This window comes from Bergeyella cardium (assembly GCF_009914665.1).
GTDB lineage: Bacteria > Bacteroidota > Bacteroidia > Flavobacteriales > Weeksellaceae > Bergeyella_A > Bergeyella_A cardium.
In genome coordinates this window covers 905,557-920,541 of record NZ_CP029149.1, presented here as the reverse complement: position 1 = coordinate 920,541, position 14,985 = coordinate 905,557, and the positions used below count along the sequence as shown (strand labels likewise).

7 protein-coding genes and 3 tRNA genes are annotated in these 14,985 nt (G+C 41.6%); 5 read left to right on the top strand and 5 right to left on the bottom strand.

Going from position 1 to position 14,985, the window contains the following annotated elements; all coding sequences use genetic code 11:
* The first annotated feature begins 53 nt into the window (after positions 1 to 53).
* Positions 54 to 2,552, top strand: a complete 2,499-nt coding sequence (locus DBX24_RS04260) for an ATP-dependent Clp protease ATP-binding subunit (RefSeq protein WP_160224064.1) — start codon at positions 54 to 56, stop codon at positions 2,550 to 2,552.
* Positions 2,553 to 2,648: 96 nt separating this feature from the next.
* Here DBX24_RS04260 and DBX24_RS04255 read toward each other — a convergent pair whose 3' ends face one another.
* Positions 2,649 to 3,041 carry a DUF3127 domain-containing protein gene (locus tag DBX24_RS04255; protein ID WP_120488225.1) on the bottom strand — a complete coding sequence of 131 codons (393 nt, stop codon included), beginning with the start codon at positions 3,039 to 3,041 and terminating at the stop codon, positions 2,649 to 2,651.
* Between the two features lie 144 nt (positions 3,042 to 3,185).
* Between DBX24_RS04255 and DBX24_RS04250 the strand changes: the two genes are divergently transcribed.
* From DBX24_RS04250 to DBX24_RS04240, 3 genes are all read left to right on the top strand, one after another.
* Positions 3,186 to 3,267, top strand: a tRNA-Leu gene (locus tag DBX24_RS04250).
* Positions 3,268 to 3,273: 6 nt separating this feature from the next.
* Positions 3,274 to 3,346: transfer RNA gene (locus tag DBX24_RS04245), tRNA-Gly, on the top strand.
* Between the two features lie 40 nt (positions 3,347 to 3,386).
* Positions 3,387 to 3,470 (top strand) — tRNA-Leu (locus tag DBX24_RS04240).
* Positions 3,471 to 3,707: 237 nt separating this feature from the next.
* Here DBX24_RS04240 and DBX24_RS04235 read toward each other — a convergent pair.
* The gene (locus tag DBX24_RS04235; protein WP_120488226.1) at positions 3,708 to 4,121 is read right to left on the bottom strand and encodes a DUF2147 domain-containing protein; all 414 of its coding nucleotides are present in this window, start codon (positions 4,119 to 4,121) and stop codon (positions 3,708 to 3,710) included.
* Positions 4,122 to 4,255: 134 nt separating this feature from the next.
* Between DBX24_RS04235 and rnr the strand changes: the two genes are divergently transcribed.
* Positions 4,256 to 6,409 carry a ribonuclease R gene (gene rnr / locus DBX24_RS04230; protein ID WP_160224063.1) on the top strand — a complete coding sequence of 718 codons (2,154 nt, stop codon included), beginning with the start codon at positions 4,256 to 4,258 and terminating at the stop codon, positions 6,407 to 6,409.
* 318 nt (positions 6,410 to 6,727) lie between these two features.
* Here rnr and DBX24_RS04225 read toward each other — a convergent pair whose 3' ends face one another.
* The 3 genes from DBX24_RS04225 to DBX24_RS04215 all read right to left on the bottom strand — a co-directional run bounded on the left by DBX24_RS04225 (position 6,728) and on the right by DBX24_RS04215 (position 14,754).
* Positions 6,728 to 7,933, bottom strand: coding sequence for an acetate/propionate family kinase (locus tag DBX24_RS04225; RefSeq protein WP_120488229.1), 1,206 nt, complete (start codon positions 7,931 to 7,933; stop codon positions 6,728 to 6,730).
* 47 nt (positions 7,934 to 7,980) lie between these two features.
* Complete coding sequence (gene pta, locus DBX24_RS04220; RefSeq protein WP_160224062.1) at positions 7,981 to 10,059, bottom strand: phosphate acetyltransferase; 2,079 nt, start codon at positions 10,057 to 10,059, stop codon at positions 7,981 to 7,983.
* A 315-nt stretch (positions 10,060 to 10,374) separates the two neighbouring features.
* A complete protein-coding gene (locus DBX24_RS04215) occupies positions 10,375 to 14,754 on the bottom strand; it encodes a T9SS-dependent choice-of-anchor J family protein (protein WP_160224061.1) in 4,380 nt (1,459 codons plus the stop codon).
* Positions 14,755 to 14,985: the final 231 nt, after the last annotated feature.

The following is a 14,985-nucleotide window of genomic DNA, read 5'->3' as shown; positions in this document are numbered from 1 at the left end:
TTGTAATTTTGGTCGGCCTAAGGACAAAACCCCTTATTTTGTGAGAAAAGATTATGGATTACAAGTTATCAGAAGACTTTAAAAAAGTGCTTAGTCAAAGCACAAATGAAGCAAGAAGACTCAACAGTGAGTTTGTCAATACAGAACATCTCTTACTTGGGATTGTGAAGACAGAGAATACAGCGAGAGATTTATTACAATCTCTTAATGCAGACCTTACCCAAATCAGGCGAAAAATAGAAAACCTAAGCGAGGCAGTAGCTCCAAGCCCTCTGTCTGAACCTAAGCAGAGTATTCCGCTTACTAAAATGGCGAATTCGGCTATTCTTCGTGCTCAGCTGGAGTGTAGGCTGTATCAAAGTGAAGAGGTAAGCGCTATACACCTTTTGCTCGGAATTCTTCATAAACAAGAAGATCCAGCAGCTCATATCTTAGCAGCTTACGATATAGATTACAATAGAGTAGAGGAGGAGCTTAAATCTACCTTGAAAGATTCAGATGCTACCCAGCCCAAAATGGGCGCTTATGAAGATGAAGACGATAGAGAAGAATACAACCAGATGAAGCATCTTACAGGAAGTATCAGTTCTGGAAAGACTAAAACCCCTACGCTTGATAATTTCGGGCGAGACCTTACAGCTCTAGCAAGAGATGGAAAACTTGACCCCGTTATCGGTAGAGAAAAAGAAATAGAAAGAGTTTCGCAGATACTCTCCCGAAGGAAAAAGAATAATCCATTACTTATAGGTGAGCCTGGTGTTGGTAAATCTGCCATTGCAGAAGGTCTGGCACTTAGGATTCATCAGAAAAAAGTCTCTCGAGTGCTTTATAATAAAAGAGTAATTACCCTTGACTTGGCAAGTTTGGTTGCAGGGACAAAGTATCGTGGTCAGTTTGAAGAGCGAATGAAAGCCATTATGACCGAATTAGAGAAAAACAGAGATGTTATACTCTTCATTGATGAGCTTCATACCATCGTAGGGGCAGGAGGTGCAGCGGGCAGTTTGGATGCTTCCAATATGTTTAAACCTGCATTAGCAAGGGGAGAGATTCAGTGCATCGGAGCTACCACCCTTGATGAGTACAGGCAGTATATAGAAAAAGATGGTGCTCTGGAAAGGCGCTTCCAAAAGGTAATGGTAGAGCCAACTTCTGTGGAGGAGACCATTCAGATTTTAAATCAAATCAAGGATAAATACGAGGAACACCATAATGTAACCTATACATCGGAGGCTATTATGGCGTGTGTTAATCTCACTTCAAGATATATTACCGATAGATTTCTTCCAGACAAGGCTATTGATGCAATGGACGAAGCAGGCTCCAGAGTTTATATTAAGAATATAAAAGTCCCTACCAAAATCATTGAACTTGAACAAAAGATAGAAGAGGTAAAAAGCCTAAAACAGAAGGCTGCAAAAGCACAAGACTACCTTGAAGCAAGGACATATAAAGAAGAGGAAGAACATCTCCTTCGCGAACTGCAGGTAGTACAGGACGAGTGGGATAAGAATACAAAAGAAGCCAAAGAACTCGTAACCGAAGAAAATGTAGCTGAAGTAGTTTCTATGATGAGCGGAATCCCTGTAACCAAAGTAGGCAAAAACGAGCTGGATAAACTCGCACAGATGAATGAGCTTATCAATGGTAAGGTAATAGGTCAGACAGATGCGGTGAATAAAGTAGTAAAAGCCATACAGAGAAACCGCGCAGGGCTCAAAGACCCCAACCGACCGATAGGTACTTTTATCTTTCTCGGCTCTACTGGGGTGGGTAAAACTGAGCTTGCCAAAGTAATGGCTCGTGAGCTTTTTGACTCAGATGAAGCCCTCATTCGTATAGATATGAGTGAGTATATGGAGAAATTTGCTGTTTCTCGATTGGTAGGAGCTCCTCCAGGCTATGTGGGTTATGAAGAGGGTGGTCAGCTCACCGAAGCTGTACGCAGAAAACCCTATGCAGTGGTTCTACTGGATGAGATAGAAAAAGCACATCCTGATGTATTCAATCTGCTTCTTCAAATCTTGGATGAAGGCTATGTAACCGACTCTCTTGGTAGGAAAATAGATTTCCGAAATACCATCATTATCCTTACCTCAAATATTGGTACGAGGGATTTGAAGGACTTTGGAGATGGCGTAGGTTTTGGCACTGCAGCAAGACAATCTACCAGTGATGCCCGTGCTCGCGCAACTATAGAAAGTGCACTTAAAAAGGCATTTGCACCAGAGTTTCTTAACAGGATAGATGATATTATTATCTTCAACTCTCTGCAAAAAGAAGATATAAGAAAAATCATAGACCTTGAGCTTACTAAACTCTATACAAGACTGAATAAGCTCGGCTATAAACTTCAGCTTACTGATGAAGCTAAAGACTTCATTGCTGAAAAAGGCTGGGATAAAGACTTTGGGGCAAGACCTCTGAAACGAGTTGTTCAAAAATATATAGAAGACTTGCTGGCAGAGATGCTCGTCAATAAGCAGATTGATGAAGGTGAAGAACTCCTTCTCTCATTAAACGAGACCAAAGATGCGCTTGTGAAGGCATAGATAATATTTGACCTTTTAAAGGAGTAATAAACCAGGGCTATACAATTTGTATAGCCCTGGTTTAACATTAGTTTTTCCTCTCTTGTGAAGATTGTTCTAGAAAGGCAAGTCATCATCTTCATCCTCTTCAAAAACATTGGTAGAAGAAGATGTGTCTTGTACTTCCTGCTCTGGTGCTGGAGTAGCTTGAGTTGGCTCTGAATAGCCTCCATTGTCAGCTACTTTTTCTAGCCTCCAGGCTGTAATACTATTAAAGTATTTCGTTTCTCCCTGAGGATTTACCCACTCTCTTCCTCTTATATTAATACCTACTTTTACATTATCTCCTTCTGAAACATTGTCTAATAAATTCATTTTTTCAGATAGAAATTCGATGCTGACAGGCTGAGGATATTGCTCCTGGGTAAGTAAAATCATTTCTCTTTTTTGAAATCCTGAAGGAAAAGATTGGATTTCAAATATTTTTTTAATTGTTCCTTGTAATTCCATTTTCTTAAAAATTAATTATTGGCGTAAAAGTATAAAAAAATATCTGCCCGATAAAATCTGAGATTATTTTCTCCAAAAATTTGGAGAATAGAAAATTTATTCTATCTTTGCACCCACAAACAGCGAAGAGGTCTTTTATTTTAAGCGGATGTGGTGTAATTGGTAGCCACGCCAGACTTAGGATCTGGTGCCGTGAGGCGTGGGGGTTCGAGTCCCTTCATCCGCACATAATGCGAAAATAGCTCAGTTGGTAGAGCACAACCTTGCCAAGGTTGGGGTCGCGGGTTCGAGTCCCGTTTTTCGCTCAAAGAAAAGTAGAAGTTTCGGCTTCTATTTTTTTTGGCTGCCCTGGTGGTGGAATTGGTAGACACGCAGGACTTAAAATCCTGTGTCCGCAAGGACGTACGGGTTCAAGTCCCGTCTGGGGTACGATTAAAAAGAGTATATACTTTATACTCTTTTTTCTTTTTTCAAAAGATATAATCTACATTCTTAATCCTGAATATTTTCCAACTTTGATATAAAATAGTCTTTATCTCCCTAAGGAGGATAAGAGTTAAAGACCTGGTCAAAACAGAGTAGAGAAAAAGGAAAATCCCCTCTTTAAGCAATGCTTTAAAAAGGGAATTTAATAATCAAAAAGTACTAATATGATTTCTTAATTTATTACTTCACTGCGTGCCAAACTTGTGTTCTTACTGCTATTCCAAGAAGTAGAGCTTTCACTTTTAGGGTGTTTCCATCTTTTATAATGATGGTTTTGTAGTCTCTTCCATCGGCTGGGTTGGTTATTGTTCCGCCACTGTATTCATCGCCGTCTTTTTTCAGTCCGCGAATGATTTCCAGTCCAATCAAAGGCTTATCCTTACGGTCGTCTTTGCATTTCACACAGTTTTCATTTTTTGGAGGTTTCATCAGCTGGAGAATCTTTCCGTAGTATTTCCCATCGGATTTTTTAAAGATTTCTACAACGGATTTTGCTTTCCCTGTTTCGTCGTCTATGGTTTTCCATTTTCCCTCGATTTGAGCACTGGCAAGGCTTCCTAATACAAGTGCTGTAGCGAATATTAACTTCTTCATAAGTGATAAATATTAGTTTATGCCCGCTAAGATAGGCTTTTTCTATTTACTGCATAAAATAAGAAAGAATAATTTATATACCTTTGTTTTCCGATTGAAAGAAGGCAAGGCGAACTTTAAAATCAATTTTTGAAATGGCAAAAAAAAGAAAATACAGATCGAAGAAAAATGATAATAAACTGAAAGAAATAGGAAGGCAGATTATGCGTTTCCTCAATCAGAACACATCAAAAACCTATAATTATAAACAAATTTCCGATGCGATAGAGCATAAGAACCCTCGCCAGAGAGAGCAAGTGATACAGGCACTGCACCTATTGAGGGCTCAGGAGAAAATCAAGGAAACAGAAAAAGGAAGATATGCTGCAAATATTCTGATAGAAGCTACTGTAGAGGGTATTATTGATTTTAATCAGTCGGGAAATGCTTATGTAAATGCAGAGGGGATAGATGAGGATATATTCATCCACTCTAAAAATGTAAAAGATGCCTTGCAGGGAGACAAAGTCTTGGTTGTAACTTATCATTACAAAGGCAAGAGGTTAGAAGGCTCTGTTTTGCAGGTATTAGAACGGAAAAAAGACTCATTCGTCGGTACTTTTGAGTTTATTAAACATAAGGAATTTGGCTTTGTAGTAGGGGATAAGAAGACCATTAATACTGATATTTTTATTGCAAAGTCTCATTTTAATGGTGCTCAGAATGGTGATAAAGTCGTTGTAAGAATCCTAAAATGGGAGCCGCAATCCAAAAACCCCGAAGGTGAAATCATCCGTATTCTCGGTAAGCCAGGCGAGCACGAAACCGAGATACATTCCATACTTGCAGATTATGGTTTGCCACACGATTTTCCAGAAGAAGTAGAGCAGGAAGCTGCGCATATAGACCGCTCCATAAAGGAAGAAGAGGTACAAAAGCGCAGAGATATGCGAGAGGTGCTCACCTTTACCATAGACCCCAAAGATGCTAAGGACTTTGATGATGCCCTCTCCCTTCAAAAGTTGGAGAACGGTAACTGGGAGGTAGGCGTACACATCGCGGATGTTTCTCACTATGTGGTTCCCGATTCGCTGTTGGACGAGGAGGCTTACCACCGCGCTACCTCCGTCTATCTTGTGGATAGAGTTGTTCCAATGCTTCCCGAAATCCTTAGCAATGACCTCTGCTCCCTTCGCCCAAATGAAGATAAATACACCTTCTCGGCGGTATTTGAGTTGAATGATAATGCTGAAATCCAGAAACAATGGTTCGGCAGGACGCTTATACATTCCCGCAGAAGATTTACCTACGAAGAGGCTCAGGAGAGGATAGAAACCCAGGAAGGAGACCTCGCTGAGGAGATTCTTACCCTTGACCGATTGGCAAAAATCCTTCGTGAGAAGAGAATAAAAGATGGAGCCATCACCTTTGACCGCTCAGAAGTTCGTTTCAACCTTGATGAGAATAACGAGCCTATCGGAGTATATTTTAAGATGAGTAAAGATGCCAATCACCTCATAGAAGAGTTTATGCTCCTCGCCAATAAAAAGGTATCGGAGTTCATCTCCCTTAATCAGAGAAAAGAGCCTACGCACAAGACTTTCATCTATCGTATTCACGATAATCCCGACCCTACTAAGCTCGAAGCCCTCAGAGATTTTGTCTCTACTTTTGGTTATAAAATGGATATTTCAAATCCTAAAAATATAGCCCAGAGTATGAATCATCTGCTCAAAGAAGTAAAAGGCAAAGGCGAGGAGAATATGATAGAAACCCTCGCTATGCGCTCTATGAGCAAGGCCAAATACTCCACCGAGCCCATTGGGCACTACGGTTTGGGCTTTGATTATTATACCCACTTCACATCGCCCATCCGCCGATATCCAGACATTATCGCCCATCGGCTTTTGCAGTATTACCTTGATAAAGGCAAAAGCGTAGATGCCTCCGAGCTGGAAAGCCAGTGCAAACACTGCTCAGATATGGAGATGCTTGCCTCTAATGCCGAGAGAGAAAGCATAAAATTTATGCAGGTAAAGTTTATGGAAAAGCATATCGGAGAGGTTTTCACAGGGATTGTTTCTGGTGTAGCAGAGTTTGGCTTCTGGGTAGAAATCCCAGAGAATGGCGCCGAAGGACTGATAAAACTTCGTGATTTAATGGATGATTCCTATACCTACGACCCACAAACCCACTCCGTAATAGGCTCCCGAACAGGAAATGAGTACCGGCTCGGAGACCCCGTACAAATCAAAGTAATGAAAGCAAATCTCCTCCAAAAACAGCTTGACTTTAAAATCATTTCTTAGCCCTACACACCTTGCAGGTGTGTGCACTTAGCCCTAGCACGGCAGTCACACCGTAGCCAGTGATGCACTTAAAAACAATTCCTCTCCACGCACCTTGCAGGTGGAGCACTTAAAAAATAATTGCTCCCCACGCCAGTGGGCTGTCGGGAACAAAAATGAACTTGTCGGGAATAAAAATGGGCCTGTCGGAAAGGAAAATGAAATAATTGCTCCCCACGCTAGTGGGTTATTAGCCAATAGCAAATAGCAAAAAAAAATACAGCCCTTTAAAGGCTGTATTTTTTTTATTGCCAAAAGCTAGAAGCTAAAAGCCAAAAGCTACTTAACGAGGTCTATAATTTCGTTTACAATTTGTAGCTCTTCATTGGTTGGGATAATGAAGATTTTTACCCTTGCACCGTCTTTCTGTACTTCTACAGGGTGTTTTGGGTGGTTGAGCTGTTCATTCTTTTCTTCATCAAGCTCTATTCCGAGGAAGCTGAGGTCTTGGCATACCAGCTTACGAACGAGGGCATCGTTTTCTCCCAGACCTGCGGTAAAGATAATGGAGTCTAAACCATTGAGTGCTGCAGTATAGGCACCGATGAATTTCTTGATTCGGTAGGCATACATCTCGTAGCAGAGAATAGCATTGGCATCACCTGTGTGGTATTTATCCGAAACATCTCGAGCATCGGAGTATCCAGATACGCCGAGCATCCCTGATTTTTTATTGAGAATGGTATTAATTTCATCATTGCTAAGCCCCAGCTGAGAGCCCATATAGAAGATAACGCCTGGGTCTATCTGTCCGCATCTCGTACCCATTACCAAACCATCAAGAGGGGTGAAGCCCATAGAGGTATCTACGCATTTTCCTTCAGCATTTACGGCAGACATACTCGCTCCATTACCGATGTGTATTGTAATATTTTTAGCATTAGGTTTATTGAGGAGTTTTCTCGCTTCTCCATCTACAAATTTATGGCTGATACCGTGGAAGCCATACGCCCGTACTCCATTTTTCTCATAAAATTCAGCCGGGATAGCATATCTGTACGCTTTCGCAGGCATTGTCTGGTGGAAGGCAGTATCCAATACGGCACAGTGGGTAGCCTTTGCAAAGAGTTTTCTCGCTACGCGGATACCGCTGAGGTTGCCAGGGTTGTGAAGCGGAGCAAGGGGAATGAGCTCTTCTATGATTTTTTCTATTTCATCGGTGATGATGGTGGGCTGTACCAGTCTTTCACCTCCGTGGACTACTCTATGCCCTACGCCTTTTATATCATCAGGGTTGGAGATTACGCCCACTTCTGCATCGCACAAAAGCTCTGTTACAAGGTTGAGCCCCTCTTCGTGGTTGGCAATTGGGAGCTGTTTTTTCACCTCTATCTCTTTGCCGTTTTTTAGTGCTACATACTTTATGGTGCTACCATCTATTCCGATTCTGTCAACCAAACCTCTTGCTTTGGATTCTCCTGTTTGGGAGTCTATCAACTGATATTTTAGGGAAGAACTCCCAGAGTTTATAATAAGTATTTCCATTGAATAATCTATTTTAATGTTAATAATGAATGTTTTTTTTAGTGAGTTTAATCCTCCATTACTGCCTGTATAGCTGTGATGAGTACTGTGTTATAAATATCGGGGATTGTAGCGCCTCGGCTAAGGTCATTCACAGGCTTTTTAAGCCCTTGAAGCATTGGACCGATGGCAAGAGCTCCTGTTTCTCTCTGTACTGCTTTGTAGGTATTATTCCCCGTATTCAAATCTGGGAAGATGAGCACATTTGCTTGCCCAGCTACTGGAGAATTAGGAATTTTCTGTGAGCCCACCTTTGGATCTACCGCAGCATCGTACTGAATAGGACCTTCTACGAGGAGATCTGGTCTCTGCTCTTTCACAATGGCAGTTGCAGAGCGTACTTTATCTACATCGGCACCACTTCCAGAGTTTCCAGAGGAGTAGGAGAGAAGGGCTACTTTTGGCTCTATACCGAATGCTTTAGCAGAATCTGCAGAGGTAATGGCAATCTCTGCAAGCTGCTCTGCCGTAGGGTTTGGCACTATGGCACAGTCGCCATATACCAGCACTCTGTCTGGGAGGAGCATAAAGAATACGGAGGATACGGTATTCACTCCCGCTTTTGTTTTTACGAACTGTAGCGATGGGAGAATGGTGTGTGCCGTAGTATTTACAGCACCAGATACCATACCGTCGGCATCGCCTAAGAAGACCATCATTGTTCCGAAGTAGGAAACATCAAGCATTAGGTCTTTTGCTTGGGAGAGCTCCAAACCTTTTGCTTTTCTCAGTTCGTAGAGTTTCTCGTAATAGTCTTTATATTTCGGGCTTTCAATAGGGTTAATGATGGATATTCTGTCATTATTCCACTTCAATCCGAGTTCATTTACTCTTCTCAATATGCCGTCTCGCTCTCCTAAGATGGTGAGTGTTGCCAGCTCATCACTTGCGAGTTGAGAGGCAGCGGTAAGGATTCTGTCGTCTGTACCTTCTGGGAGTACAATATGTTTCTGTGCTTTTTTAGCAGCTTTTACCATATTGTATTGGAACATCCTTGGTGTAAGGGTGTCAGATTTAAAGGAGGAAATCCTTGTGTTGAGGTCAGAAATATCGGTGTGCTTATCGAAGAGCTGTAGGCAGAGTTTGATTTTCTCTTCACTTTCTGGATAGATTCTCGACCGTATATTCCCAATGATATTTGCCGTTTCGTAGGTTCCCGTCTGAGCGTGGATAATAGGAACACCAATGCTGGTTCCCTCGATGATTTTACTAATCGCCTCTTCTGGCTCAAAGCCACCATAGAGCACAATACCCGCTACTCTTGGGTAGTTGGTAGAGAAGCTCGCTGCAAGTGTCCCCACGATAAGGTCTGAGCGGTCTGCTGGTATTACTGCAATACAATTTTCGGTAAGGCGAGGCAGGAAATTGTGCAATCTCATCCCTCCAACGATGGTCTTTTGAGCGATTACATTTACATTTTTGTCTTCGTAGAGGAAGTCGGCATTAAGGGCATTGGCTATTTCCTTTAATGTTGGTTTTTCCAGAATTTCTTCCTGTGGAATGATGGTGAAATGTATGTTTTTAAATTCTCTTTCGAGGGTTTGTTTGGTTTCAGAAGTATGATTTTCGGCTTTGTTAATGAAAAGTCCGAGTACTTTTATCTCATTTTCCAGTAGGGTATTCAGCTCCACTCTGGTATGGCTAAGGAGGGCTTCTTCTGTGGTGAAGCTGTCTTTTACTACAGCTAAGGCAGGGGTGTTGAGCGAGCGAATGATGGAAATATCAAAATTAAAGTCAAAAGTGCTGGACTCCTTCGCAAGGTCTACCCCTTCTACAAGAACGAAGTCAAACCGCTCTTCCAAAGCCTTATATTTATTAATAATCGTATCATAGACCTCAGAGATTTTACCCTGATTTTTCAGTGTAATTGCCTGGTCTCGCGTAAAGGCAAATGCCTCTTCGTATTTCATATTCAGGTTAAACTGAGAAATCATCGTAGAGATATGATTGTCATCTGCTCGTTCCAGAATAGGTTTAAAGTAAGCCACATTAGGCGTATTTCTGATAATGGTTTGCATTATTCCAAGACTCACGAGAATCTTGCCGCTGTAGCTATCAGGAGTGATGATATAGATGGACTTATTCATTTTGATATGAGGTTATTATAGGGTTAATAATTAAAATAATGGCGTAAAAGTAAACATTTTTATGAGAATAATAAAGACTGATGCGTATTTTATTATAATAATTGTATTTTTCTATTAAATAGGGTGTATTTAAAATTTGATAATGGGATAGATAATTGGTGATTTCAGTAGGTCTGTACTATTTTTTTAGATATGATTAAATTTTTTTGTGGGGGACAATCCAGTTTTTATTGAATGTAGATTTCTATGATTAGAAAAAGCGGGCTAATAATTCATTAACCCGCTTTCAAATGATTAAGCTATGAAAAACTTACCTTACTGAACGATGAGCTTAGCCGTTTGCTTCTCGCCTTTGTTGTTGGTGAGGTGCAATAGATATACTCCTTTCGGATACTGAGTAAGGTTGAGATCTGCTCTGCTACCGCTATACTCCTTCTTGAAGATCAGCTTGCCTGAGAGGTCATACACTTGCGCTTCAAGGGAAGAAGTACCGCTACCCAGCTCGATGATAAATCTACCATCAGATGGGTTTGGATAGATTTTCAGACCGCCTTTCACCACTTCGGAAGAAGAGAGATCGGAGATGGTAATGCTTACGCTCACCTTATCAGACTTCTTACCATCGGAGTACACCGCATATACATCGTAGGTATAAGAACCTGTTTGGGTAAGAGTATCGGTATGCTTCAAGGTATTGATATCAGTGATATCGGTGAGTTTTACATTATTTCTCACGATTTCGTAGCCTTTAAGGGTGGGGAGATTGAGAACGCCCATCTCGGTAGGCAGCCCTTGAGAATTGACAGTAAGCAGCTCATCAGGCTTAGTATCGAGGATAAGAATATCTTCATTGGCATTGTTCTTCAAATCTGAGATAGGCACTGATGCCGACTGCTTTTTATTGGCCAGAGGAGTTTTGTCGGCGCTTACTCTGTCTCTATACCCCACTTGGATGTCGTCTAAAGCAAAGTAGAAACCTTTATCCTCTTTTTGGGTTCTGTGGTGGAATGCCACAAAGAAGTCCTGAGCGGTGTGTTGCTTAATGTCCACCGTGTTCTGCTTGAAGTCGCCACTTGTATAGCCTGCATCAAACTTATAGACGATGCTTCCAGTGTTTTTGATTTCATCAATGGTTGGGGCATTACCAGAAGTAGGAGCAGGGACTACATAGACATCATACCTCTCTTTGAAGAAGTGCTTCTCGTAGTATTTGAGGACTTCTGCACCGCTCTTGATTTTTGGAGTAATGAGCCAGTCATCCACAGTAATGTCACCAGTTTTACCAGAGGAGAAGTTTGCCACACCTTTCTGCCCAGAGTTAGGGTATTTAGTTGTTATTTCCCAGCTATTGCCATCTCTATTGGCATCTATCACTGTGATATCAGCAGGCATATCCAGCTCAAAACCTTCGGTATAAATGGGAGCAATGAGCGGTCTTACCCATTTCAAATCAACCGTATTATTTCGCTGGGTAGCGGTAAGGTGAGTAACCTTATTCAGCACTTTGGAGATGCTTATTTTCTGCTTCACTGTATTTGCATTATGAGGGGAGGTTGCCTTTAATGATATTGTATAATCTCCTTCTTTATTGAATTTGAGTATAGGGCTGGAGGAGGTGGTAGAAGTTCCGTTGATAAACTCAGCGTCTTCGCTTGGGCTTACAGTCCATTCAAACTCGGTAGGAAGAGGGTCTCCTGTGGATTGATTGATGAGTACAATGCCCTCACCTGCGTATGCCCTCGAATTAGAAGGGGTAAATACGGCTTTCGTAGGGGTATTCTTAATGGTAATAAGTGCTGTTTTTTGTATAGAATCTTCACCTGAAGTATTTTTGGCTTTTAAGGTTACAGAGTACGCTTTCTCTTCTATAAATCTCACTTTCGGGTGCTCGGAAGTACTAGCAGTACCGTCTTTATACTCTATTGTATTCGGGCTGAATGACCATTCATAAGTGGCAGGCTGCGAAGGAGCATTTGCTGTTTGGTTTAGTAGCTCTATAGTTTCGTAGGAATTGGCTTTCGTTTTACTCGGTTTGAAGTCTGCATCTGGCTTGCCTTCGGAGCGCCTTACAAGGATGTCATCTATACCAATAGCATAGGAGGATTTATCGGCATCTACCTTATTGTGGAAACCGAAATAGATAATCCCGTCTTGAGTTGGAGTAAATTCTCTAATGACTTGTTGGTACTCCAAATCTTCGGAGGCGATGAGCTTCTCACCGAGCTGATTTGTCATAGAAGTCTTATCTGGCTGTGCTCCATAGAATACTTTGAGGGATTCTTCTGCATCTTTATTGAGCTTTCGGAGGTAGAATCTCAGTCGGTAGGGCTTGCCACCTTTTACTTTTATTGGGTTGGAGAATAGCCAGTCGTCCGCTCCTTTAGTACTGTTAGGGAAATTCACTCCAAAGCTCTTGCCTGTTCTTGCTAATTTAATATCTGGATATACTCGCCAGGTTCTTCCGTTTCCATCTGTATCTTCTACTGTCCAACCGCTCTTTTCTAATTCTTCCTCAAAGCCGTAGGAATAGGATTCTCCTACATTCTCTACCGTTGCAATAATACCGTAGGCTTTTGCAGATACAGCGTTGTTTATAGCGACTTCATCACCTGTAAATTCTACTTCTGCCTCTATGCTATAGTTCACAAATGATTTGGATAAATCTACATTAAACGATTTGCTAAGCGTTACTCCTTTAGCAATTTCTTCCAATGCTACTTCTCCTGTGTGCTCTACTGTATCAGTATCTGCATTTACGAGTTTGTATTTAAGTTTAGCTCCTGTTGCAGATGTACTTCCTAAGTTCTCTACCTCTACCGTTACTGGTGTTTGGTCAGTATAGTCCTTCGCTTGTGGCAAGGATACAGATTTTAAGGCTAAGTCATTTGCAACACCTGTATTAATTCCCGTTGCAATCAGTGAGAAGTCTTGAGAAGTTGCTGGGACGAGTTTTCCATCATTATCATTCTTTCTTAGGCTTCCTTTATGGCTTACGGTAATAGTGTATTCCTGACCAGCAACTGGGTTTTCTATTACCACTTGCTCTACATTGTCTTTTACATTATTTCCTTTTGTAGCAGCGTTGGCTGGATTTTCCACATCCAATACCCAAGGGAAGAAAGTGGTTGCTCCATCAGAGATACGGAGGTCTAAGTCATTTACCAAGACAGATTCTCTGTTGTTTAATACATAATCTGGAAGTTTTTCTACTACGGCATCATCCCAAACAATGGTTACAATAAGTGGAGTATTCCCCAGAGCAGTGAGCTTGACTGTGTAAGGAGTATTGTTATTTAAAGTAGCTTCCTCTACTTTTGAGTACTTGTCTTTTGTTGATAATACCTTTGCGGCTTTATATGCATTGAGAAGCCCCCAACCGAATTGATAATCTGGACCAGGGTGCTTACCTGCCTCGTTCGCTGTATGAATTGCCAATGCTTTTAGGGTAGCAGATTTCATAAACGAACGGTACAATTTATTATGATGCTCTTGTAATAAGGCAAGAGAGCCCGTTACATTTGGAGACGCCATTGAGGTACCATTTAAAGAGGTGTATTGGTCATCGCCTGTGGAGTTGGTAGAATATACACCTACACCTATACCTGCTAAATCTGGCTTGATACGACCATCATCGGTAGGACCGAAAGCTGAGAAACTCGCTACTTTTACATCGCTTGGCTGTTTGTAACCTCCAGGGATTTTATGTGCTGCTGCGATAATGAGTCCATTTTTACTCGTTCCTCCGTTGGCAATACAATCAAAGCCACTTGCACCTCCGTTCTTTTGTCGGGTTTTGGTAGAGCGAACCCAAACGATGCGCTGATTTTCTTTCCTTCTTACATAATGAACTCCGCCAGGCTCTGGCCCGCCTCCTCTTGGGTTACCTGCTGCTTTTAGGAAGAGGTAGTACGGAGCGTTTCTCGAAATCAAGTCCCATTTTGCGTCTTTTTCTCCATAATGACCATAGCCTATGAATTCGGTTTCATCTTCCTCACCGAACCAGTGCCAGCCTGTAAATCCTGACCAGTTGCCTTGCTGATAGCCCGCTGTAGTACCATAGGAATGGTTAGAGAGAAGGGCTCCATTAGTTGCAGCGTCTGACATTTCTTTAGAATCATCCGTCCAATCATAGGCAATAAGCTCTGCTTTTGGTGCCATTCCTTTGGCTTGCTTATCTATACCGCTGGCGATCATCGTACCCGCCACATGGGTAGAGTGGCTATTAGGGAATTTAGAGGAATCTCCCATTTTAGCTCTTCCACCAAACTCTTGATGGGAAATTCTCACCGCTCCCGCATCCCACTCGCGAAGGGTAATACCATCTCCTTGGAGGTTAAACGCAGGGCTGTTTTGCAGGATGCTGGTGTAGACAGATTCGGCAGCCCCTACATTATCTGTTATATAATAGAAGGGCAGTCCATTATGATTGAAGCCTTGTAGCTGATACAGCTTGCCATCCACTTCCCCTGTGAAAGGGATATTGAGCTCTTTTGCTTTGGATTGAAGCCTTGCCGTGCTCATCTCTTCTTTTTGAATACGGCTACTGAGCTGGCTGAGGGCTTTTAGATCGGTTTTGCCTTGAATGGCTCTTATTTCCTCTGCATTCTGAGCGAATACTGCTGAAGCAAATAAGTAGCAGAGTGCTATGGGTAAGTTTCGTGCAAGCACTCCTACTTTAAATATAGATTTAGTCATTATTATTTTGATTTAAAATAAACTGAGCAATACTACGGATTTTTTAATTAAATACCAAAACCTAATGTTGGGGATTGATGTTGAATATTACTGTGCTTCCTAAACCTGAAAAAGAGTATTTCTATCTCCTAATTTGCAAACAAGGTATTTACAATTAAGACAATAAATCTTCTCAGTGGCAAGATCCGCAAGCGATAATAAATAAAGCAGTACAGAAATTCTATACTGCTT

What these genes read in the sequence shown, in the direction of transcription:
- DBX24_RS04260 (WP_160224064.1), top strand. Translation starts at nt 54, where the DNA reads ATGGATTACAAGTTATCAGAAGACTTTAAAAAAGTGCTTAGTCAAAGC.
- pta (WP_160224062.1), bottom strand. Translation starts at nt 10,059, where the DNA reads ATGAATAAGTCCATCTATATCATCACTCCTGATAGCTACAGCGGCAAG.
- DBX24_RS04235 (WP_120488226.1), bottom strand. Translation starts at nt 4,121, where the DNA reads ATGAAGAAGTTAATATTCGCTACAGCACTTGTATTAGGAAGCCTTGCC.
- rnr (WP_160224063.1), top strand. Translation starts at nt 4,256, where the DNA reads ATGGCAAAAAAAAGAAAATACAGATCGAAGAAAAATGATAATAAACTG.
- DBX24_RS04215 (WP_160224061.1), bottom strand. Translation starts at nt 14,754, where the DNA reads ATGACTAAATCTATATTTAAAGTAGGAGTGCTTGCACGAAACTTACCC.
- DBX24_RS04255 (WP_120488225.1), bottom strand. Translation starts at nt 3,041, where the DNA reads ATGGAATTACAAGGAACAATTAAAAAAATATTTGAAATCCAATCTTTT.
- DBX24_RS04225 (WP_120488229.1), bottom strand. Translation starts at nt 7,933, where the DNA reads ATGGAAATACTTATTATAAACTCTGGGAGTTCTTCCCTAAAATATCAG.